The 21,601-nt window shown below is 72.1% G+C and carries 16 protein-coding genes; 7 read left to right on the forward strand and 9 right to left on the reverse strand.

Going from position 1 to position 21,601, the window contains the following annotated elements; genetic code table 11:
• Positions 1-104: 104 nt before the first annotated feature.
• The 3 genes from ACFWRO_RS30135 to pulA all read left to right on the forward strand — a co-directional run bounded on the left by ACFWRO_RS30135 (position 105) and on the right by pulA (position 8,870).
• Entirely contained in the window at positions 105-1,124 is a 1,020-nt protein-coding gene (locus tag ACFWRO_RS30135) for a LacI family DNA-binding transcriptional regulator (protein WP_384515644.1), read from the forward strand.
• A 122-nt stretch (positions 1,125-1,246) separates the two neighbouring features.
• A complete protein-coding gene (locus ACFWRO_RS30140) occupies positions 1,247-2,938 on the forward strand; it encodes a carbohydrate-binding module family 20 domain-containing protein (RefSeq protein ID WP_384515578.1) in 1,692 nt (563 codons plus the stop codon).
• Positions 2,939-3,461: 523 nt separating this feature from the next.
• Entirely contained in the window at positions 3,462-8,870 is a 5,409-nt protein-coding gene (gene pulA / locus ACFWRO_RS30145; protein ID WP_384515581.1) for a pullulanase-type alpha-1,6-glucosidase, read from the forward strand.
• 61 nt (positions 8,871-8,931) lie between these two features.
• On the opposite strand, the gene ACFWRO_RS30150 is transcribed toward pulA, so the two are convergent.
• Positions 8,932-9,645, reverse strand: a complete 714-nt coding sequence (locus ACFWRO_RS30150) for a TetR/AcrR family transcriptional regulator (protein WP_384515584.1) — start codon at positions 9,643-9,645, stop codon at positions 8,932-8,934.
• 38 nt (positions 9,646-9,683) lie between these two features.
• Here ACFWRO_RS30150 and ACFWRO_RS30155 point away from each other — a divergent pair, with 38 nt between their 5' ends.
• Entirely contained in the window at positions 9,684-9,950 is a 267-nt protein-coding gene (locus ACFWRO_RS30155; protein ID WP_384515586.1) for a hypothetical protein, read from the forward strand.
• A gap of 8 nt (positions 9,951-9,958) precedes the next feature.
• Here the strand turns inward: ACFWRO_RS30155 and ACFWRO_RS30160 are convergent, their stop codons facing one another.
• The 4 genes from ACFWRO_RS30160 to ACFWRO_RS30175 form a co-directional block, all read right to left on the reverse strand.
• Positions 9,959-11,017: a PDR/VanB family oxidoreductase gene (locus ACFWRO_RS30160; RefSeq protein WP_384515647.1), complete on the reverse strand. Its 1,059-nt coding sequence runs from the start codon at positions 11,015-11,017 to the stop codon at positions 9,959-9,961.
• The gene (locus ACFWRO_RS30165; protein WP_384515589.1) at positions 11,014-11,898 is read right to left on the reverse strand and encodes a metal-dependent hydrolase; all 885 of its coding nucleotides are present in this window, start codon (positions 11,896-11,898) and stop codon (positions 11,014-11,016) included. The genes ACFWRO_RS30160 and ACFWRO_RS30165 overlap by 4 nt, the downstream gene beginning before the upstream one ends.
• Positions 11,899-11,979: 81 nt before the next feature.
• Positions 11,980-13,929, reverse strand: coding sequence for a hypothetical protein (locus ACFWRO_RS30170; protein WP_384515650.1), 1,950 nt, complete (start codon positions 13,927-13,929; stop codon positions 11,980-11,982).
• A gap of 71 nt (positions 13,930-14,000) precedes the next feature.
• Positions 14,001-14,801 carry a tyrosine-protein phosphatase gene (locus ACFWRO_RS30175; protein ID WP_384515592.1) on the reverse strand — a complete coding sequence of 267 codons (801 nt, stop codon included), beginning with the start codon at positions 14,799-14,801 and terminating at the stop codon, positions 14,001-14,003.
• A gap of 123 nt (positions 14,802-14,924) precedes the next feature.
• On the opposite strand from ACFWRO_RS30175, the gene ACFWRO_RS30180 reads away from it, so the two are divergent.
• On the forward strand, positions 14,925-15,350 hold the full coding sequence (locus ACFWRO_RS30180) for a hypothetical protein (protein WP_384515595.1): 426 nt from the start codon (positions 14,925-14,927) through the stop codon (positions 15,348-15,350).
• 25 nt (positions 15,351-15,375) lie between these two features.
• On the opposite strand, the gene ACFWRO_RS30185 is transcribed toward ACFWRO_RS30180, so the two are convergent.
• Positions 15,376-15,744, reverse strand: a complete 369-nt coding sequence (locus ACFWRO_RS30185) for a peptidase inhibitor family I36 protein (RefSeq protein ID WP_384515597.1) — start codon at positions 15,742-15,744, stop codon at positions 15,376-15,378.
• A gap of 220 nt (positions 15,745-15,964) precedes the next feature.
• The gene (locus ACFWRO_RS30190) at positions 15,965-17,341 is read right to left on the reverse strand and encodes a DUF1996 domain-containing protein (RefSeq protein ID WP_384515599.1); all 1,377 of its coding nucleotides are present in this window, start codon (positions 17,339-17,341) and stop codon (positions 15,965-15,967) included.
• Between the two features lie 225 nt (positions 17,342-17,566).
• Between ACFWRO_RS30190 and ACFWRO_RS30195 the strand changes: the two genes are divergently transcribed.
• The gene (locus ACFWRO_RS30195) at positions 17,567-18,154 is read left to right on the forward strand and encodes a hypothetical protein (RefSeq protein WP_384515602.1); all 588 of its coding nucleotides are present in this window, start codon (positions 17,567-17,569) and stop codon (positions 18,152-18,154) included.
• A gap of 45 nt (positions 18,155-18,199) precedes the next feature.
• Positions 18,200-19,654, forward strand: coding sequence for a PepSY-associated TM helix domain-containing protein (locus tag ACFWRO_RS30200; protein ID WP_384515605.1), 1,455 nt, complete (start codon positions 18,200-18,202; stop codon positions 19,652-19,654).
• Here the strand turns inward: ACFWRO_RS30200 and ACFWRO_RS30205 are convergent, their stop codons facing one another.
• Both ACFWRO_RS30205 and glnII read right to left on the reverse strand, forming a co-directional pair.
• Positions 19,655-20,203: a winged helix-turn-helix domain-containing protein gene (locus tag ACFWRO_RS30205; RefSeq protein ID WP_384515607.1), complete on the reverse strand. Its 549-nt coding sequence runs from the start codon at positions 20,201-20,203 to the stop codon at positions 19,655-19,657.
• Positions 20,204-20,546: 343 nt separating this feature from the next.
• Positions 20,547-21,578, reverse strand: a complete 1,032-nt coding sequence (gene glnII, locus ACFWRO_RS30210) for a glutamine synthetase (protein ID WP_384515610.1) — start codon at positions 21,576-21,578, stop codon at positions 20,547-20,549.
• Positions 21,579-21,601 lie beyond the last annotated feature (23 nt).

A 21,601-nucleotide genomic window follows, 5' to 3' on the forward strand; every position in this document is an offset into this window, starting at 1 on the left:
GGGGTGGGTGTTGTTGTGCGGCCCGCTCACACCCGCTTGGGGGGGGGGGTTAGAGGGCCCCCTCGCGGGGGGGCGCGGGGACGGGCGCCCCGCGGCTCGCGGACATCGCGGCCCAGTCGGGCGTCAGCGAGGCCACGGTCAGCCGCGTCCTCAACGGCAAGGCGGGCGTGGCCGGCGGGACCCGGCACCGCGTCCTGGCCGCGCTCGACGTGCTCGGCTACGAGCGTCCCGTACGGCTCAAACGGCGCAGCGCGGGCCTGGTCGGCCTGGTCGTGCCCGAGCTGACCAACCCGATCTTCCCCGCGTTCGCGCAGGTCATCGAGCAGGTCCTGGCCGGGCACGGCTACACCCCGGTGCTCTGCACGCAGATGCCCGGCGGGGCCACCGAGGACGAGCTGGTCGAGCAGCTGGAGGAGCGCGGGGTCACCGGCATCGTGTTCCTCTCCGGGCTGCACGCGGACGCCACCGCCGACCCGGAGCGGTACGTCCGACTGGCCGCGCGGGGCGTCCCGTTCGTCCTCATCAACGGCTACAACGAGCGCGTCGACGCCAACTTCGTCTCGCCCGACGACCGGGCGGCGGCGCGGATGGCCGTACGGCACCTGGTCGAGCTGGGCCACGAACGGATCGGGCTTGCGATCGGCCCGACGCGCTACGTCCCCTCGCGCCGGAAGGCCGAGGGCTTCACGGCCGAGCTGCACGCGGCGCTCGGCCTGGACCGGGCGGAGGCCGAACGGTACATCCGGCCCACGCTGTTCGGCGTCGAGGGCGGGCACGCGGCGGCCGACATCCTGCTCGACCAGGGCTGCACCGGGATCGTCTGCGGCTCCGACCTGATGGCGCTCGGCGCGATCCGCGCGGTGCGCGCGCGTGGCCTCGACGTGCCCCGTGACGTGTCGGTGGTCGGCTTCGACGACTCGCCGCTGATCGCCTTCACCGACCCGCCGCTGACCACCGTGCGCCAGCCCGTACAGGCGATGGCGACGGCGGCGGTGGGCGCGCTCCTGGAGGAGGTGGAGGGCAACCCCGTGCAGCGCACGGAGTTCGTCTTCCAGCCGGAGCTGGTGGTCCGCGGCTCCACGGCGCAGCCGCCGGCCGGGCGCTCGTTGCAACTCCTTGCGTAATTGCTTGCGTTGAGGGGTCCAAAGGGTTGACCCGGCCCCGGGGCGCTCGTACGGTCACGGCTGAAAACAGTTGCTGTCATTTTCGGCAACTTCTTGCGACAGGGACGTCGTCAGGAGGAATCATGGCCAGAAAGACCGTGGCCGCTGCACTCGCCTTGGTGGCGGGAGCCGCTGTGGCCGTCACGGCGCCGCCCGCTCCGGCGCAGGCGGCGGCACCCGGGCCCAAGGACGTCACCGCGGTGATGTTCGAGTGGAAGTTCGCCTCGGTGGCCAAGGCCTGTACGGACCAGCTCGGTCCGGCAGGCTACGGCTACGTACAGGTCTCGCCGCCCCAGGAACGGATCCAGGGCTCGACCTGGTGGACCGCGTACCAGCCCGTCAGCTACAAGATCGCCGGACCGCTCGGCGACCGCACCGCCTTCAAGTCCATGGTCGACACCTGTCACGCGGCGGGTGTGAAGGTCGTCGCGGACACCGTCATCAACCACATGGCGAACGCGTCGGGCACGGGGACGGGCGGGACCTCGTTCTCCAAGTACGACTACCCGGGCCTGTACTCGGGCGCCGACATGGACGACTGCCGGGCCACCATCTCCAACTACCAGGACCGGGCCAACGTCCAGAACTGCGAGCTGGTCGGCCTCCCGGACCTCGACACCGGCGAGGACTGGGTGCGCGGCAGGATCGCCGCGTACATGAACGACCTGCTGTCGCTGGGTGTCGACGGCTTCCGCGTCGACGCCGCCAAGCACATGCCGGCGGCGGACCTCGCGAACATCAAGTCGCGGCTGAGCAACCCGGGCGTCTACTGGAAGCAGGAGGCGATATTCGGGGCCGGTGAGGCGGTCTCGCCGAGCGAGTACCTGGGCAACGGGGACGTGCAGGAGTTCCGCTACGCGCGGGACCTGAAGCGGATCTTCGGCTCGGAGAAGCTGTCGTACCTGAGCAACTTCGGCGAGTCGTGGGGCTACATGCCGTCCGGTTCGTCGGGCGTCTTCGTGGACAACCACGACACGGAACGCGGCGGGGACACGCTCAACTACAAGAACGGCGCCACGTACACCCTGGCCTCGGTCTTCATGCTGGCGTGGCCGTACGGCTCCCCGGACGTCCACTCCGGCTACGAGTGGTCCGACAAGGACGCGGGCGCGCCGGGGGCCGGCCAGGTCAACGCCTGCTACACCGACGGGTGGAAGTGCCAGCACGCGTGGCGCGAGATCGCCTCGATGGTGGGCTTCCGCAACGCGACGCGGGGCACGGCGGTCGGCAACTGGTGGGACAACGGCAACAACGCGATCGCGTTCGGGCGGGGGGACAAGGGGTACGTCGCGATCAACCACGAGGGCGGTTCGCTGACGCGCACGTTCCAGACGGGCTTGGCAGCGGGCACATACTGCGACGTGCAGACCGGCACGCCGGTGACGGTGAACGCCTCGGGCCAGTTCACGGCGACGCTGGGCGCGAACACGGCGCTGGCGCTGCACGTGAACGCGCGCTCGTGCGCGCCGTCGTCGTCGGTGACGGGAGCGTCCTTCGCGGTGACGGCGACGACGACGTCCGGCCAGAACATCTACGTGACGGGCAACCGCGCGGAACTGGGCAACTGGTCCCCTGCGTCGGCCCTGAAACTGGACCCGACGTCGTACCCGACCTGGACGCTCAATGTCCCCCTCCCGGCGGGCACGACCTTCGAGTACAAGTACCTCCGCAAGGACGCGGCGGGCAACGTGACCTGGGAGTCGGGCCCGAACCGCGCAGCGACGGTCCCGTCGCCGACCGGCCAGGTCACTGTCACGGACACGTTCCGCACGTGACGCTGCGCGTCTGAAGGGCCTCGGGCCCGGGCGGCCCCGAACGCCCCCGTGCCCGGGGCCCGGCTGAACGAACTTGTCCCGGGCGCCGCCCTCGTGGGTTGTGCCCACCCGTTCCGCCCTGCGGAACGTATGCCCACAACGGGGGCGCGACCCCGCGGTGCACTGCCCACTGGCGGCGCCGCGGGGCCCGTGGGGCACGGCCCTCTTCCAGGCGCTGCCCTCGTGGGCTGTGCCCACACCCCCGCCGTCCCGGCGGAAACGTACGCCCAGAACGGGAGTCGCCATCCGGCGGCGCCCCGCCCACCGCCCGCGGCGCGAAGCTGCCGGGCTACCCGCCCACCGCCCGCGGCGCGAAGCCGCCGCGCTAACCACCCACCGCGCCTGCGGCGCGAAGCTGCCGCGTCACCCGCCCCCGGGGCCCTGGGGCGAAGCCCCCGGTAGTTCCGGCTCACCCCCACCAGCCCCCGGCAGGGTTTCGGGGAGGGGTGGGGTGGGGTGTCCGAACTCGTTAAGGAGAACGCACTTGTTCCGCACCCGACGATCGCGCGCCCTAGGCGTCGCCCTCGCCGCGAGTCTGGCGGTCGGGCTCAGCCCCGCCCTCCCCGCAGCCGCCGCGCCCCCGCCCCCACCACCCCCCTCCGACCGGGCGCTCGCCTCCCAGCCCGCCCGCCACGACCTCACCCGCGAGCAGTTCTACTTCGTCCTGCCCGACCGCTTCGCCAACGGCGACCCCGCCAACGACCGCGGTGGCCTCACCGGCACCCGTCTCCAGACCGGGTTCGACCCCGCCGACAAGGGGTTCTACCAAGGCGGCGACCTCAAGGGGCTCACCAAGAAGCTCGACTACATCAAGGGGCTCGGCACCACCGCCATCTGGCTCGCGCCGATCTTCAAGAACCAGCCCGTCCAGGGCGCCGGCAAGGACGCCAGCGCCGGCTACCACGGCTACTGGATCACCGACTTCACCCAGGTCGACCCCCACTTCGGCACCAACGCCGACCTGGAGAAGCTGATCGACCAGGCCCACGCCAAGGGCATGAAGGTCTTCTTCGACGTCATCACCAACCACACCGCCGACGTCGTCGATTACGAAGAGAAGACTTACGAATATCTCTCCAAGGGCGCCTTCCCCTATCTCACCAAGGACGGCGTCCCCTTCGACGACCGCGACCGCGACCGCGACCGCGACCCCGACCGCACCGGCAGCGCCTTCCCTCGCGTCGACCCCGACTCCTTCCCCCGCACCCCCGTCGTCCCCGCCGCCAAGAAGAACCTCAAGGTCCCCTCCTGGCTCAACGACCCCACGATGTACCACAACCGCGGCGACTCCACCTTCGCCGGCGAGTCCTCCCAGTACGGCGACTTCGTCGGCCTGGACGACCTCTGGACCGAGCGTCCCGAGGTCGTCGAGGGCATGGAGAGGATCTATCAGCGGTGGGTCCGTGATTTCGACATCGACGGCTTCCGCATCGACACCGTCAAGCACGTCGACACCGCGTTCTGGACCCAGTGGGCCACCGCCCTCGACGAGTACGCCGCCAAGCGCGGCCGCGACGACTTCTTCATGTTCGGTGAGGTGTACTCCGCCGACCCGGCGATCACCGCCCCGTACGTCACCGAGGGCCGCCTCGACGCCACCCTCGACTTCCCCTTCCAGGACGCCGCCCGTACCTTCGCCTCCCAGGGCGGTTCGGCGGACAAGCTGGCCAACCTCTTCGGCCAGGACTACCGCTACACCACCGACAAGGCCAACGCCTACGAGTCGGTGCCCTTCCTCGGCAACCACGACATGGGCCGCTTCGGCACCTTCCTCGAGCAGGACAACCCGAAGGCCGACGACGCCGAACTCCTCGCCCGCTACCGGCTCGCCAACGAGCTGATGTTCCTCACCCGGGGCAACCCCGTCGTCTACTACGGCGACGAGCAGGGCTACACCGGCGCCGGCGGCGACAAGGACGCCCGCCAGACCCTCTTCGCGTCGAAGACCGCCGACTACCTGGACGACGACCAGCTCGGCACCGACCGCACCCACGCCACCGACGCGTACGACCCCACCCACCCCCTCTACCGCCAGATCGCCGCCCTCTCGAAGCTCACGCGCGAGCACCCCGCGCTCCGCGACGGCGTCCAGGAACAGCGGTACGCCGAGGGCAACGTGTACGCCTTCTCCCGTACCGACGCCCGGGCCAAGGTCGAGTACGTCGTCGCCGTCAACAGCTCCACCGAGGCCAAGACCGTCGAGATCCCCACCGGCTCCGCCGCCGGCACGGACTTCACCACACTCCACGGCGGCGGCTCCACCCGCGTCACCAGCACCGGTGACACCAAGGTCAAGCTGACCGTCCCCGGCCTCGGCTCCCTCGTGCTCAAGGCGGCCAAGCCGCTGCCCGCGCCCGCCGCCAACCCCACGATCACTCTCAAGGCGCCCGCCGCCGGAGCCACCGGCACCGTCGAGATCAGCGCCGACGTCGACGGCGGGCGGCTCAACCGCGTCGTCTTCGCCGCCCAGACCGGCACCGGCAAGTGGCAGGTCCTCGGCTCCGCCGACCACGCCCCGTACAAGGTCACCCAGAAGGTCACCGCGCCCGCCGGAACGGCCCTGCGCTACAAGGCCGTCGTCGTCGACAGCGCCGGCCGCACCGCGAGCGCGACCGCCGCGTCCACCAGCGGCGCCCCGGCCGTCGAGCAGCCGCCGACCGCCACCCAGCGCGACTACGCGATCGTCCACTACAAGCGCCCCGCCGGGGACTACGACGACTGGGGCCTCTACACCTGGGGCGACATCGCCGACGGCGAAGGCACCACCTGGCCCGCCGGAAAGCCGTTCACCGGCCGTGACGCGTACGGCGCCTTCGCCTACGTCAAGCTCAAGCCCGGCGCCTCCTCGGTCGGCTTCATCGCCGTGAACAAGGACGGCGTCAAAGACACCGACGCCGACCGGACCGTCGACCTGTCCCGTACCGGCGAGGTCTGGATCGAGCAGGGCAAGCCGACCGTACTGAACGCCGCCCCCGAGGGCGCGTACCCGCCGCAGGACACGACGAAGGCCGTCCTGCACTACAAGCGGGCCGACGCCAACTACGCGGGCTGGGGGCTCCACACCTGGACCGGCGCCGCGAACCCCACCGACTGGAGCAAGCCGCTGGAGCCGGTCCGCGTCGACGCCTACGGAGCCGTCTACGAGGTCCCGCTCGCCGTCGGCGCCACCTCTCTCTCCTACATCCTCCACAAGGGCGACGAGAAGGACCTGCCCGGCGACCAGTCCCTCGACCTGAAGGCCAACGGCCACGAGGTCTGGCTGCTCGGCGGCCAGGAGAAGTACCTGCTCCCGCAGCCCAAGGGCGGCGGCGCGGCCCTGGACCTCACCAAGGCCCAGGCCGTCTGGATCGACGGGACGACGCTCGCCTGGAACGGCAGCGACGCCGCCGCCTCCAGCGTGCTCCTTGCCTCCCGCGACGGTTCGATCACCGTCAAGGACGGGGCGCTGAGCGGTGACCGGCAGGTCCTGCGCCTGAACCGGACGCAGCTCACGGACGCCCAGAAGGCCGCGTTCCCGCACCTGAAGTCGTACGGTGCCTTCACCGTCGACCCGCGCGACCGCGACCGGATCCGCGAGGCCCTGGGGGGCCAGCTCGTCGCCGCCCAGTACGCCGCGAACGACGCCGTCCTGACCGCCACCGGCGTCCAGCTCGCCGGGGTCCTCGACGCCCTGTACGCGCCGAAGGCGACCGGCGCCGACCTCGGCCCGGTCTTCCGTCAGGGCCGTCCCACGCTCTCCCTCTGGGCGCCCACCGCCCAGTCCGTCGCCCTCGAACTCGACGGCAGGACCGTGCCCATGCGCCGCGACGACGCCTCCGGCGTCTGGTCGGCCACCGGCACGCGCGCGTGGACCGGAAAGCCGTACCGGTACGTGGTGAAGGTCTGGGCCCCGAGCGTCCAGCGGCTCGTCACCAACAAGGTCACCGATCCCTACTCCACCGCCCTGACCACCGACTCCACCCACAGCCTCGTCGTCGACCTCACGGACCCGAAGCTCGCCCCCAAGGGCTGGACCGGCCTGAAGAAGCCCGCGGCCGTACCGCTCCGCGACGCCCAGATCCAGGAGCTCCACATCCGCGACTTCTCGGTCGCGGACACCACGGCCGTCCCGGCCCACCAGGGCACGTACCTCGCCTTCACCGACGCGGGCAGCAAGGGCGCGCGCCACCTGCGTGACCTGGCCGCCTCGGGGACCTCGTACGTCCACCTCCTCCCGGCCTTCGACATCGGCACCATCCCCGAGAAGAAGTCCGACCAGACCGCCCCCGCCTGCGACCTGAAGGTCTACGCCCCCGACTCCGAGGAGCAGCAGGCCTGCGTGGCCGCCGCGGCGGCCAAGGACGCCTACAACTGGGGCTACGACCCGCTGCACTACACCGTCCCCGAGGGCTCCTACGCCACCGACCCCGAGGGCACCCGCCGCACGGTCGAGTTCCGCCAGATGGTCCAGTCCCTCAACGGGGCCGGACTGCGCACGGTCATGGACGTCGTCTACAACCACACCGTGGCGAGCGGCCAGGCGGACAAGTCCGTACTCGACAAGGTCGTGCCCGGCTACTACCAGCGCCTCCAGGCCGACGGCTCCGTCGCCACCTCCACCTGCTGCGCCAACACCGCGCCCGAGAACGCCATGATGGGCAAGCTCGTCGTGGACTCGGTCGTCACCTGGGCCAGGCAGTACAAGGTGGACGGCTTCCGCTTCGACCTCATGGGCCACCACCCGAAGGAGAACATCCTCGCCGTCCGCACGGCCCTGGACGCGCTGACCGTGGCGAAGGACGGCGTCGACGGCAAGGCGATCGTCCTCTACGGCGAGGGCTGGAACTTCGGCGAGATCGCCGACGACGCGCGCTTCGTCCAGGCCACCCAGAAGAACATGGCCGGCACCGGGATCGCGACCTTCTCCGACCGGGCCCGTGACGCCGTGCGAGGCGGCGGCCCGTTCGACGAGGACCCGGGCGTCCAGGGCTTCGCCTCGGGCCTCTTCACCGACCCCAACTCCTCGACCGCCAACGGCACTCCGGAGCAGCAGAAGGCCCGCCTGCTCCACTACCAGGACCTGATCAAGGTGGGTCTGTCGGGCAACCTCGCCGACTACACCTTCACCGACACCGCGGGCCGTACGGTCAAGGGCGGCCAGGTCGACTACAACGGCTCCCCGGCGGGGTACGCGGCGGCCCCGGGCGACGCGCTCGCCTACGCCGACGCCCACGACAACGAGACGCTGTACGACGCGCTCGCCTTCAAGCTCCCGGCGACCACGTCGGCGGCCGACCGGGCCAGGATGCAGGTCCTCGCCATGGCGACGGCGACGCTCTCGCAGGGCCCCGCGCTCTCCCAGGCGGGCTCGGACCTGCTGCGTTCCAAGTCGCTCGACCGCAACTCGTACGACAGCGGTGACTGGTTCAACGCGATCCACTGGGACTGCCGGGACGGCAACGGCTTCGGCCGCGGCCTGCCGCCGGCGGCGGACAACGGGCCGAAGTGGGGGTACGGAAAGCCCCTGCTGACCGCTCCGTCGCTGACGGTCGGCTGCGCCGAGATCGCGGGCGCCTCGGGCGCGTACCGGGACCTGCAGAAGATCCGTACGACGGAGCCCGCGTTCTCCCTGGCGACCGCAGGGCAGGTCCAGGACTCCCTGTCCTTCCCGCTCTCGGGCACGGACGAGACCCCGGGCGTGATCACCATGCGCCTGGGGGACCTGGTGGTGGTCTTCAACGCGACCCCGCAGCAGCAGACCCAGCGGATCGCGGCCCTGGCGGGCAAGGCCTACACCCTCCACCCGCTCCAGGCGAAGGGCACGGACCCCACGACGAAGTCGGCGTCCTACACCCCGACGACGGGCACCTTCACGGTCCCGTCCCGCACGGTGGCCGTCTTCAAGGCCGGCTGATCCCTCTCATCCGGGTGGGCACCCGGGTGGGCACCTCCCCACGGCGGTGCCCACCCGGCGGTTAGCGCGTGCCCTGCGCCGGGACCCTCGGTGCCAGGGTCAGGAGGCGGGTGACCAGCTCGCCGAACGGGCCGTCCGACGGCTCGTCGGCGAGCATCCGGATCAGGATGTCCTCCATCTCCGTGTCGTACGCCGCACTCACCGCCGCCAGCGCCGCGAAGTCGTGCACCAGCTGCAGCTCCAGCTCCGCGCGCGGCACCCGCCGCCCGTCCAGCCAGATCAGAGCCGTCGACTCGGCCAGCGACACCCAGGAGCGGACGACCAGTTCGAGGCGGGCCGAGGGGGTCTCCACGTCCAGGTGCGCCAGGATCTGCTCGTACGCCGCCTGCCGCACCTCGTCGATCATGGCGTTCGTCGTGGAGGAGCCCACCGCGGGGCCGCCCCGCATCAGCGCCGCGAAACCCGGGCCGTGGTCGTCGACGAAGTCGAAGAACCGGCCCATCACCCGCAGCAGCCGCGCGCCCAGCGGACCCTGCGGCGGCTCCAGGAAGCGCGCGGCCAGCTCGTCCGCCGCCCGCCGCAGCGCCGCCTCGTACAGGCTCTGCTTGCCGGGGAAGTAGTGGTAGACCAGCGGCCGCGAGATCCCCGCGGCCGCGGCGATCTCGTCGATGGAGACCTCGTCGGGGGAGCGGTGGCTGAACAGCTCGAGGGCCACCCCGATCAACTGCTGCTTGCGCTCCTCGACGCCCATCCTGCGGCGCACTCCGGTCGTCATGCGAACAGCCTAACGGGCGTCCGATACGCTCCCTCGACATGAGCACATCCGGTTTGAGCCCGAAGCAGGCACGCCAACTACGGATAGCCGCCGCCTCCGTTCTGCTGGTCGCCATGGCCGTGGTCCTGGCGGTCCGGCTCGCGAGCCGGACGTCCGTCCTGGTCGTCGGCGTGTACGGGCTCGCGATGATCCTCTGCGGCGTCGTGATCGAGCTCTCCCGCAACGGCCGCACCCGCCTCGGCACCTGGCTCCTGGTCGGCGGTCTCGCGGCCGCCCTCGCCTTCGACTGGCTGATCCTGCCCTGACCTGACTCCTAGAGGTCGAGCACCAGGCGTTCCCCGGCGCACCGCGAGACGCAGATCAGCATCGAACCCGGCCGCTCTCCATCCGTGAGCAGCTCGTCCCGGTGGTCGACCTCGCCCTCCAGGACCCGCTGTTGGCAGGTGCCGCAGAAGCCCTGCTCGCAGGAGTACGCGACCCCGGGCACCGCGCCCCGGACGGCGGCGAGGACCGACTGGTCGGCGGCGACCGTCACCGTACGCCCGGAGCGGCGCAGTTCGACCTCGAACGGGCCGCCGCCCGCCGCGCCGGCGGGGGAGAAGCGCTCCAGGTGCGCGGTCCGGCCTTCGGGCAGCGCGGCGGACACCGCGGCCATCAGGCCCTCGGGGCCGCAGCAGTACACGACCGTCTCCTCGGGGAGCCCGGCGAGGAAGTCGAGGCCGGGGCGGCCGGACTCGTCCTCGGCGACCACCGACACCCTGCTGCCGGCCAGCTTCTCGATCTCCTCCACGTACGGGAGGGTCGCGCGGCTGCGCCCGCAGTACAGCAGCCGCCAGTCCGCGCCCGCCGCCTCCGCCGCGCGCAGCATCGGGAGTACGGGCGTGATGCCGATGCCTCCCGCCACGAAGACGTACGCCGGGGCGTCGACGAGCGGGAAGCGGTTGCGCGGCCCGCGGATCTCGATCTCCGTGCCCACGTGGAGCTGCTCGTGCACCTCGCGCGAGCCGCCCCGGCTGTCCTCGATGAGCCGGGTCGCCACCGTGTACGTGTCGGTCTCGGCCGGGTCGCCGCACAGCGAGTACTGGCGGACGAGCCCGGACGGCAGGACCAGGTCGATGTGGGCGCCCGGCTGCCAGGCGGGCAGGCCGGTGCCTTCGAGACGGAGGCGGACCACGCCCTCGGCGGGCTCGGTGCGCTCGGTGACCAGGACCCTGCGGGTCACGGTCGCGAGCCGGCCACGGCCGGAGGTCGGCTCGTCGAGGGCGGGCATCGGCCAGAGCGGGGAGGCGGTGATCCGGCGGCGCATGGCGCGCTTGGCGAGGACCGCGGCCCCGGCGACCAGGACGACGGTACGGAGACGGGGCATGGTCAGCGGCCTCCGTTGGCGCCGGGGGAGTTGGCCAGGTACGCGACGGCCTGGGCCGTGTTCCCCTCCTGGGAGGGGTGGTAGTCCCGGCTGAGGTAGCGCGGGACGGCCCGCAGCAGGTCGGGCGTGGCCGGCAGCACGCCCTCCCGGCCCTTGCGGACCAACTGGCCCACTGAGGCACGGCCGTTGACGAGCGTCGGGTCGTTCTCCATGAAGAAGCGGGTACCGCGCTGCCAGAGGAAGACCAACGCGGTGAACGCGGTGGCCCACGTGCGGGCGCGGCGCCGGTAGCCGCCGTCGAGGTGCATGAACAGCTCGAAGGCGACCGAGCGGTGCTCGACCTCCTCCGCGCCGTGCCAGCGCAGCAGGTCCAGCATCGTCGGGTCGGCGCCCTTGCGGTCCAACTCCTCCGCGTTCAGCACCCAGTTGCCGAGGAAGGCGGTGTAGTGCTCGATCGCGGCGATCAGCGCCACCCGCTCCATCAGCCACCAGCGGCGCGCCCGGCCGGGCGGCAGGGTCCGGTCGCTGAGCAGCTTCTCGAAGAACCAGTCGACCTGCGCGGTGTACGGAGTGGGGTCGAGGCCCAGCTTCTTGAGGTGCGGGAGCACGTCGTCGTGGGCCTGGGAGTGGACGGCCTCCTGGCCGATGAAGCCGATGACGTCGGTACGCAGCCGGTCGTCGGTGATGAACGGGAGCACCTGCTTGTACACGTGCACGAACCAGCGTTCGCCGGCCGGGAGCAGCAGGTGCAGCACGTTGATGGTGTGGGTCGTGAACGGGTCGCCGGGAACCCAGTGGAGCGGGGTCTCCTCCCAGTCGAAGGAGACCTTGCGGGCCTTGAGTTCGATGTGCTCCGACGCCACCGGTGCAGGCTGCGTATTAGACATGCCGTCAATGTACTGAGGGGTAAGCAGTTGGCAACAGGGTCGTGCACGAGATTTCGACCCCGAGGCGTTGACCGTCGTTCGCTAACGCAGCGCCCCCACCCGCGTCCCGTTCCTCAGCGTGCCGTCGAGGTCCGCGCGTGCGCCCGCCTTCGCCCGTACCGCGAGCAGCCGGCCCTCCGCCTCGCCCTTCACCCCGCCCGTGGTCCGCAGCGACACGAACTCCCCGCTGCCCGCCGCCAGGACGTACCAGTGCCCGCTCTTCGCCTGCCAGAGCACCCCCGCGAGGACCCGCGGGTCGCGCACCCCGCACGCCGGGGACTCCTCGGCCCGCGCCACGACGGCCGCGGCCACCCTCGGCGCCTGGATCTGGAACTGGGCGAGCACCCGGGTCCCGTTGCCCCGCCAGGTCTCCGCCCGCGCGCACACCCAGGCCGCCCGGCCCCCGTCCTCGGGGAGCCGCTGCTCGGCGAACGGCCAGGCGTTCACCGACCGCACCCCGTGCGAGCGGACCGCCGTAAGCCCGCACGCAGCCCGCGCCCACATCTCCCGCGCCGCCCTGCCCGTCGCGTCCTTCCCCGTCACGTCCTTCGGCGCCGAGGGCGGCCCCGAGGTCAGCCGGGCCGGCGCCAGTTCGCCGAGATCGGCCAGCAGCCGCTCCCCGTTCGCGTCCCGCACCTGGAGCGTGTTCCACGCCGTGCAGCCCTCGGCCTGCGCCGGGCTGAGCAGGGGCTCGGTCACCCCGTGCGCGTCGCGGCCGAGCCGCCAGGGCTCCTTGGCCGGCGCCAGCAGGTCCCGTACGGCCGTCTCCCGTACCCAAGGCGCCGTCAGATAGCGGACGTTGGCCGTCGTACGGGAGAGCACGAGCGCCGCCGAACCGACCAGGTCCGCGCCGTCGGTCCGCGCGAAGTCCAGGGCCGCCCCGGCGCTCCCCGTGCGCGGCTCCGCGTACCGGACCGCCCGCAGCCCGTCGTGGAGGAGCACGATCCGCGAGCCGTCCACCTCGCCCGCGTACAGCAGCTGGGGCGGGCCCATCGGGGGGCCCACCGGCGTCCCCGGTGTCGCCGAGGACCGCACCGACGGGCCCGGCCTGGCCCACACCGCGAGGGCCCGGCGCAGCAGCCCCCGGTCGTCCGCCAGGGCGCCCCTGACCGGCCACACCGAGAAGTCCGTCCGCGCCGAGCTCTGCCAGAACCCGGCCGGTACGCGCCTCAGCTTCGCCGGGTCGAGCGCCGCCTCGGCCGCCGGATTGCGCGCGTACGAGGGCGCGGCGGCGCCGGGGCCCCAGCCGTCGCCGGGCAGCCCGAGCAGCGTCCCGCACACCAGGGCGGCCGCGAGCGCGGCGAGCGCGGCCCGGCCGTGCTGGCGGCGGCGCATCAGGTCCGGCGGCCGGGCCTGGAGCGAGCAGGGATCGAACTCGGGCGAGTCGAGGAGGGCGTACTGCGCGGGCACCTCGTTCGCCTCCGCGAGCGCCGCCGCCGCGTCGGCCCGTGCCACCCCGGCCGCCCCGAGCACCCGCAGCACCTCCGGGTCGCCCTGCCGCTCCAGGCCCCGCAGCACGTACACCGCGCGGGCCGGTCCCGAGAGGGCGGAGAGCCTCTGGTCCAGGGCCAGTTCGTCGGCGCCGCCGGCGCGCGGGAACAGCCGCAGCCCCCACACCTGCGGCAGCAGCGGCGGGAACTGCGCCCGCCGGGGCAGCGCCCGGCGCAGCAGCGGCAGCCCCGCGAGCAGCGCCTGCCGCAGCACCTCGCCCCGCACGTACGCGTACCCGGGGTCGACGGCGTCCTCGGCCCGGCGCGCTCCGGGGACACCGGACCCGGACGTCCGGCGGCGCGGCAGCGAGCCCTGGACGAGCGCGTGCGCCGTGAGGACACGCCGGTTGCGCCCGAGCGAGGGCGGCAGCACGAGGTACGCGATCCGGACGAGACGCTGGTAGTGCTCGACGAGCGCCGCCTCGGCCTGCTCGACATCGACCGGGTCGAGGGGGGAGCCGTGGGGGGAGGCGTCGAGTTCCTGGGTGCTCACATTCAGCAGAACGAGCGAATGGTGCGATGGTCACCTCGGTGTGCCGGTGTGCCGGTGTGCCGGTGTGCCGGTGTGGCTCCTCAGACGTCGTACACCGTCAGCCGCTCGCGGATAACGTCCGTCACCTCGTCGGGGACGCCGAGCCCGTCCCCTACGTACGCCTCCATCGAGCCGTGCCGGACCGCGACCTCGTCGAGCGCCGCCGTCAGGTACTCCGGTACGACCCCGATCAGGGCGAGGGCCAGCTCCGGGTCGCCGCCCTGGGCCGTGAACCCCTCGATCATCGGCGCGAAGGCCTGCCGTACCGCCGGATTGACCGACAGGTACTCCGCCATGACCGTCTTCTCGTCCGCGCCGAGCAGCGTCAGGACGATCGTGGCCGCCCAGCCGGTGCGGTCCTTGCCGGCCGTGCAGTGGAAGAGCAGCGGCCCGCCGCGCGGATCGCCCAGCTCGGTGAGGAACGCCCGGTAGGCGAGGCGGGCGGAGTCGGTCGACACGAAGGCCCGGTACGTGCGGGCGAAGGCCTCGTGGGCCCGGCCGCCGCCGAGGGCCTGCTCGGCCAGCATCGGGTCGGTCAGGAGGGACTTCAGCTGGGCGGCGGGCGGCAGGCCGCTGGCGGCGAGATGGTCGGCGAGCACGTCCGCGAGGAGCAGCCGTCCGCCCGGCGGCAGGTGGTCGGGGCGGTCCGCGCGCTCGTGCGCGGTGCGGAAGTCGACGACGGTACGGATGCCGAGCGCGGCCACGGCGGGCTCGGCGGGGTCGAGCCGGTCGAGCTGCGCGGAGCGGAAGATCCGGCCCGAGCGCACACTGCGGCCCCCGCCGAGGGGGAGGGTGCCCAGGTCACGGAGGTTGGCGACGGTGGCGGCGGGGATGGCGGGCATGGCGTCGACTCCTCCGGAAAGGTCCCTCACGGCGGTACATCTACGGGCATAGCCCACCAAACCGTAACCGATCGGATTCCGCTCACCCTGGCGCGACCGGGCGGGCAGGATGGGCGGATGCTGATGCGTACGCGACGAACGGCAGCGGTGGCCGCGGTCCTGCTCGCCCTGGCGGCCTGCGAGTCGGCGCCCGGGGAAGCCCCCGCCGAAGCGAGCGGCACCCTCGAACAGATAGCGGAGCGCGCCGTCTGCGCCCCGGAGGTCCAGACGGACGCGACGGAGCTGCGCCAGGCGAAGTGCGCGACGGACGACGGCACGTACGTCCTGACCACCTTCGCGACCGACCGCGGGCAGCGCGAGTGGCTCAACCAGGCCAAGGACTACGGCGGTTCCTACCTCGTCGGCCGCAAGTGGGCGGTCTCGGGCGAGGCGGGGACGGTGGAGCGGGTACGCGAACGGCTCGGCGGTCGCATCGAGACCACCGAGCCGCACGGGACGCATTCCTCAGGGGCAGACGCAGGTACGAGCACGGGTACGGGACACCACTAGCCCCTTTGTCCGGAGCCGCTCCTCGTCAGCACTGTCCCTGCCGTACCGAGCTGATGAAGCTGTGCAGTTCGCCCAGGCTCCCTGCCGTGTTCGCGTCCCAGGCGCCGTAGAGCTGTGCCTTGCTGTAGTTGTAGTCGCCGTAGGTGCACCAGACGCTGTCGGTGTGGTTGGCGTACGACGCGGCCAGGTCGTCGAAGCCCTGCTGGGCGAGGTTGGGGCTGCCCAGGCGGAACGACGCGATCGCGCCGTTGCCGTCGTATTCGCTGAAGAGACAGAAGTGTCCGCTGGGGCACCGGTCGTATCCGCTGGGTGCCGCGGCCGCGGAGCCGGTCGCGAAGACCAGCGCGGCGGCGAACGCGGGCGGGGCGAGGAGTCCGAGGATGTTGCGTTTCACGGGCAGCTCCGATGAAGAGTGGGTTCACGGAGTCGTATGCCCCGGGCTCGGCTGCCCGAGCTCCCCCACATGGTCCTTCCGGAGTCCTTGATCGTCCCTCCGCACGCCCCCGCGCACGCGCCGGTGATCCTCGGGCGACGGGCGTCGGCGAGCGTACGGCCGGGGGATTGCCGGGCCGGGCCGGGTCCGGGGCTTCCCCGGACCCGGCGCGCGCCGGGTCCTAGGAGCAGCGCCGGCCGCTGTTGACGCAGTCCACCACCCTCCGCATCAGCCGCTGGTCGAAGACGTTGATGAAGTCGCCGTGGTCCGTGATCGGCTTGTGGAGCTGTTCGGGGAACGAGTCGACGGCGAAGCCGGGGCCGGGCGGCACGTCGTAGACGATCCGCTGGACGAGCTGGGGGATGGCGCGGAAACCCTTGCCGCACCGTCCGCTCGCCGGGTCGGCGAAGGCCACGTGGGTGCGGTGGTTGGCGCTGTCGGTGTTCCGGCCGTCCCAGCAGCTCTGGAAGCGGAACGTCCGGACGACCTTGCTGCCCTGCGGGCAGATCGGGTACTTGTCCTTCAGCTGACGGTTCTCGAACCCGGTGCACGACCAGGAGGCGTTGGCGTTCGCGTCGCCGTTGGTGAAGGCCTTGGCGTCACCGGTGATGATCCGCAGGAAGCGCGGCATCGCCGTGACCTTGGAGACCGGGCTGCCGACGAAGTTCAGGGTGACCTGCGAGGGTGTCTGGATCTCGCCCACGTTCTGGTCCTTGCCGCCGCCGTCAGCGTCGGCGTCGTCCTCGGCCTCGCCGTTCTGGAGCCGCAGCACCGGCCAGTAGTACGTGGACCGGTCGCCCTGGTTGCGGCACGTGGTCCGGCCCCGGGCGAGGTCCTGGTCGCTCGCGAAGGCGTCGTTCGCCTGGTTGCCGACGTAGTCGTGCATGTGGTGGGCGCCGTTGCTCACGCCCGGCGCGACGATGACGTTGTCCGGGTTGAACTTGCCGTTCTGGTTCCGGCCGCAGTCGGTGACGAACGAGCCGCGCGAGCCGCCCCGGCGCTGCTGGGGGAGGTTCACGTTGGGGCGTACCGACTGGATGTCGACGAAGTCGGAGGCCTCGGGCCCGTTCCCCGACTGCCCCTGCTCGCTGCCCCCGCGACCGCCTCCGCTGGGCTCGTCGTCGGCGCGCAGGGTGCAGGGCGCGAGCCCGTCGAGCGGCTCGTCCACGGACTGCCCGATCCGCTGCAGTACAGGGAGCCGCTCGTCCTTCAGCGGGGTCAGGATCTGCTGCTCGGCGAAGTCCGGGTCGCTCTCCACCCGCTCCCTGTCGTCGGCGAGCCGCTGGTAGGCGGCCGTGATCTGGCTGTCGAGGGCGGCGAGTTCACGGTCCACGGAGTCCCGCTCCGCCTCCGGTACGTCGGTCAGCTCCTCGGCCGCGTCGGGACAGTCGATCGTCGAGACCGCGTTCCGCGCCTCGGACGGTGGCGGGTCGCCCCGGCCCTCGCCCGCGGAGGCGTAGACATTGACGGCGACCAGGCCGCCCGCGCCCAGAAGCAGGGCGACGGAGACGGCCACAACTCGTTTCGCGCGTGTCGAACGTTTTCGTGTGCGTCGCATGGGACTCCATACGCACGACAAGCCCCACGCGTTCAGCCAACCCGATACGTACGTTCGTTCGATGCGCTGACCAGGAAGAGTGACGAGGGAGGCGGTCTCCCGCTCCCGGCGGCGGGATGTCACCATGGCCGAATCATGACGGACTCCCGGTCGCCGATACGCGCCCTGCGAGCCGCGCTTTTCGCGGCCGTCTGCGTGGTATTGGCTGCTGTGGGGCATTCGTCCATGTCTGCGCACGAGATCCCGGCGGGCTCGCTGTACGCGGCCTTCGCCGTCACGGGTGGCATCGCGTGGCTGGCGGGTGGCCGGCGGCGCGGCCCGGCGGCGATCGCGGGCGGCCTCGCGGCCGTCCAGACGGCGCTGCACCTGATCTTCTCGACCGGCCAGTCCCACGGCGGCGGCACGGCCCGCCACGCGGCGATGGACCACTCCGCCGCCATGACGGACCCGGTCATGGCGCACACGACCATGGACCCGGCGATGGATTCGGTCATGGCGATGAGCACCGGCGGGGGTCATTCCTCCCTCGGCATGCTCGCCGCCCACCTCCTCGCCGCCCTCGTCTGCGGCGTCTGGCTGGCCAGGGGCGAGGCCGCGCTCTTCGCGCTCGCGCGGACCGTCGCCGCGCTCGCCTTCACCCCGCTGCGCCTGCTGCTCGCGGTCGTCCGCGTGCCCGAGCCGCCTCGGGCCGTACGCCCCCGCCCGCGCACCCGGCGCCGTCCGCACGACGTCGTCCTCGCGCACAGCCTCTCCCGGCGCGGCCCGCCCCGGCTGTCCGTACCCCGCGCCACCGCCCTCGGAGCACACGTCTGACCCGGGGGCCGGTTCCCCCTGTCGACACCGACTCCTAGGACAGTCATGACCATCGACGACCTCGCGCGCCCGGAATCCGCCGAAGCGCCACCCGAGAGAACCGCCACCCGCCCCGGGACCTGGAGCGCGCTGCGCCCCCTCGTCCTGCGCCTGCACTTCTACGCCGGCGTCCTCATCGCCCCCTTCCTGCTCGCCGCCGCCGCCAGCGGACTGCTCTACGCGCTCTCCTTCCAGGCGGAGAAGATCGTCTACGCGCACGAGCTGGAGGTCCCCGTCGGCGACAAGGTCCTGCCGCTCTCGCAGCAGGTCCACGCCGCCACCAAGGTGAACCCCAACGGCACCGTCACCGCCGTCTGGCCCTCCGCCGAGGAAGGCGCCACCACCCGCGTCCTCATGGCCGACCCCGACGTCGAGGAGGGCAAGTCCCTCGCCGTCTTCGTCGACCCGTACACCGCCGAGATCCGGGGCCAGCTCCCCAGCTACGGCAGCTCCGGCGCGCTCCCGCTGCGCACCTGGATCGACGAGCTCCACCGCGATCTGCACCTGGGCGACCTCGGCCGCAACTACAGCGAGCTGGCCGCCAGCTGGCTCTGGGTGATAGCCCTCGGCGGTCTCGCGCTCTGGATCGGCCGGCGCCGCAAGAGCCGCCGTGACCTCTTCGTACCGGAGCGCGGCCCCAAGTCCCGCCGCCGTACGCTCTCCTGGCACGGCACGGTCGGCCTGTGGGCGGTCGCCGGGCTCGTGGTGCTCTCCGCGACCGGTCTGACCTGGTCGCGGTACGCGGGCGAGAACATCGGCGCGGTCCAGGACCAGCTGGGCGGCGCGACCCCGTCCGTCTCCGCGACCCTCGCCGGGGCGGGCGACGGTTCCTCGGAGCACGAGGGCCACGACATGGGCGGCCACACGGCCGCCCCCAAGGGCCCGGACGTCGGCATCGACAAGGTGCTGGAGGCGGCCCGAGCGAAGGGCGTCGAGGGCAAGCTGTCCGTCGTCCTGCCCTCCGAGGGCAAGGGGTACGTCGTCAAGGAGACCGACGCCCAGTTCCCCGTGCACCTCGACTCGGTGGCCGTGAACCCGGCCGACGGCGCGGTCATGGACGAACTCCGGTTCACCGACTACCCGGTGCTCGCCCAGCTCACCCGCTTCGGCATCGACCTGCACATGGGCGTGACCTTCGGCCTGGTCAACCAGCTCGCGCTGGCCGCCCTCGCCCTCGCGCTCATCCTGCTGATCGTCTGGGGCTACCGGATGTGGTGGCTCCGCCGCCCCGGCCGCCCGGTCGCGCGCGGGGCCTGGCGAAAGGTTCCGCCGACCATGCTGCTGCCGCTGCTCGCGGCGACGGCACTGGTGGGCTGGTTCGTCCCGATGCTCGGACTCAGCCTGCTGGCGTTCCTGGCCGTGGACCTCACCCTCGCCCTGGTGGCCAGGGTGAAGGCGAGGTCCCAGGGGGCACAGGGGTCCGAGGGGTCACAGGGCTCCGAGGAGTCCCGCGCGGCCTGATCAGGGCGCGTACTTGTAGCCGACCCGCCGCACGGTCTGGATCGTGTGGCGGTGCTCGGCGCCCAGCTTGCGGCGCAGCCGCGCCACATGGACGTCGACGGTCCGCCCGTCGCCCACGTGCCCGTACCCCCACACCGTCGTGACCAGCTGGTCGCGGGTGTGGACCCGGTGCGGGTGGGCGACGAGGTGGGCGAGCAGCTCGAACTCCAGGTACGTGAGGTCCATCTCGCCCCCGTCGACGTGGGCGACGCGCCGGGCCGAGTCGATCGTCACGGGCCCCTGTTCGTCCTCCGGGGCGACGGGGGTCACCGGGGCCCCGGTCGTCTGCCCGCCGGCGGGCAGCAGCACGAGATACCCGACCATCGGCGGCCGCCCGGGCAGCGTCGGCAGCGCGTGCGGCGGCGCGGGCAGCAGGGTGGCACCGGGCGGCAGGAACTCCGCGACCTGGGAGAGGTCGACGACCTCGTTGGGATCGACGGCCCGAAGTCGGTGCCGGCCGGGGCGCAGCGGCGTGAGGGAAGCGGTCTGGGCGGTCTGGGTGTGGGCCATGGGAAGCTCAGCTCTTTCGCGCGAGACGGAGAGAAGACGAAGACGTACTACGTCGATCGCGCGTCGGCCGAAGGCCGCTGGACCGGGTTCAGATCCCGGTCGGGGCGTTAGAGGGCCGACGCGTTCCGCACGCGCCGACAGCACCGGTCGAAGTCGTGGTGCTGGCGGGAAGGCCAGAACGGCTCGAGGTCGAAGCGACCTGTCGCGGTGTCGTTCCGGTTGATGGCCATATCCCTACTCTACTACTCGGGAATGCCCGCGACGACCCCCTTACCGGCCGCAATGCCGAAGGGGCGCCCCACCGTTCGACGGTGGGGCGCCCCTACGGGAATGCGGGTGCGGATCAGACCTGGCCGGCCTTCTCCAGGGCCTCGCAGCAGGTGTCGACCAGGAGTCGGGTCACCACGTACGGGTCCACGTTCGCGTTCGGGCGACGGTCCTCGATGTAGCCCTTCTGGTCCTGCTCGACCTGCCACGGGATACGGACCGAGGCGCCGCGGTCGGAGACACCGTACGAGTACTCGTCCCACGGGGCGGTCTCGTGCAGACCCGTCAGACGGTCGTCGATGCCGGCGCCGTAGTTCTTGACGTGGTCGAGCGGCTTCGAGCCCTCGCCCAGCGACTCGGCCGCGGTGATGATCGCGTCGTAGCCCTCGCGCATCGCCTTCGTCGAGAAGTTGGTGTGCGCGCCCGCGCCGTTCCAGTCGCCCTTCACGGGCTTCGGGTCCAGCGTCGCCGAGATCTTGAAGTCCTCGGCCGTGCGGTAGAGCAGCCAGCGCGCGATCCACAGCTGGTCCGCGACCTCGAGCGGCGCCAGCGGGCCGACCTGGAACTCCCACTGGCCCGGCATGACCTCGGCGTTGATGCCGGAGATGCCCAGACCCGCCTGCAGGCAGTTCTCCAGGTGCGCCTCGACGACGTCACGGCCGAAGATCTCGTCGGCGCCGACACCGCAGTAGTAGCCGCCCTGCGGGGCCGGGAAGCCGCCGACCGGGAAGCCGAGCGGACGCTCGCCGTCGAAGAAGGTGTACTCCTGCTCGATGCCGAAGATCGGCTCCTGGGCGGCGTACTTCGCGTAGACCTCGGCCAGCGCGGCACGCGTGTTGGAGTCGTGCGGCGTCATGTCCGTGTTGAGGACCTCGCACATCACCAGGATGTCGGCGCCGCCGCGGATCGGGTCGGGGCAGACGAAGACCGGCTTGAGGACGCGGTCCGAGGCGTGGCCCTTGGCCTGGTTCGTGCTGGAACCGTCGAAGCCCCAGATCGGCAGCTCCTCCAGAGAGACGCCCGAGCCCGGCAGGATCTTCGTCTTCGAACGAAGCTTGGCGGTCGGCTCGGTGCCGTCGATCCAGATGTACTCAGCCTTGAAGGTCACGGGCCTCATCCTTTGGCGTGCTG

Origin of the sequence: Streptomyces sp. NPDC058579 (assembly GCF_042718575.1) — a bacterium.
GTDB lineage: Bacteria > Actinomycetota > Actinomycetes > Streptomycetales > Streptomycetaceae > Streptomyces.

Coding starts and splice junctions, on each gene's coding strand:
- ACFWRO_RS30140 (WP_384515578.1), top strand. CDS start 1,247: ATGGCCAGAAAGACCGTGGCCGCTGCACTCGCCTTGGTGGCGGGAGCC.
- ACFWRO_RS30150 (WP_384515584.1), bottom strand. CDS start 9,645: ATGACGACCGGAGTGCGCCGCAGGATGGGCGTCGAGGAGCGCAAGCAG.
- ACFWRO_RS30155 (WP_384515586.1), top strand. CDS start 9,684: ATGAGCACATCCGGTTTGAGCCCGAAGCAGGCACGCCAACTACGGATA.
- ACFWRO_RS30165 (WP_384515589.1), bottom strand. CDS start 11,898: ATGTCTAATACGCAGCCTGCACCGGTGGCGTCGGAGCACATCGAACTC.
- ACFWRO_RS30175 (WP_384515592.1), bottom strand. CDS start 14,801: ATGCCCGCCATCCCCGCCGCCACCGTCGCCAACCTCCGTGACCTGGGC.
- ACFWRO_RS30180 (WP_384515595.1), top strand. CDS start 14,925: ATGCGTACGCGACGAACGGCAGCGGTGGCCGCGGTCCTGCTCGCCCTG.
- ACFWRO_RS30190 (WP_384515599.1), bottom strand. CDS start 17,341: ATGCGACGCACACGAAAACGTTCGACACGCGCGAAACGAGTTGTGGCC.
- ACFWRO_RS30195 (WP_384515602.1), top strand. CDS start 17,567: ATGTCTGCGCACGAGATCCCGGCGGGCTCGCTGTACGCGGCCTTCGCC.
- ACFWRO_RS30200 (WP_384515605.1), top strand. CDS start 18,200: ATGACCATCGACGACCTCGCGCGCCCGGAATCCGCCGAAGCGCCACCC.
- ACFWRO_RS30205 (WP_384515607.1), bottom strand. CDS start 20,203: ATGGCCCACACCCAGACCGCCCAGACCGCTTCCCTCACGCCGCTGCGC.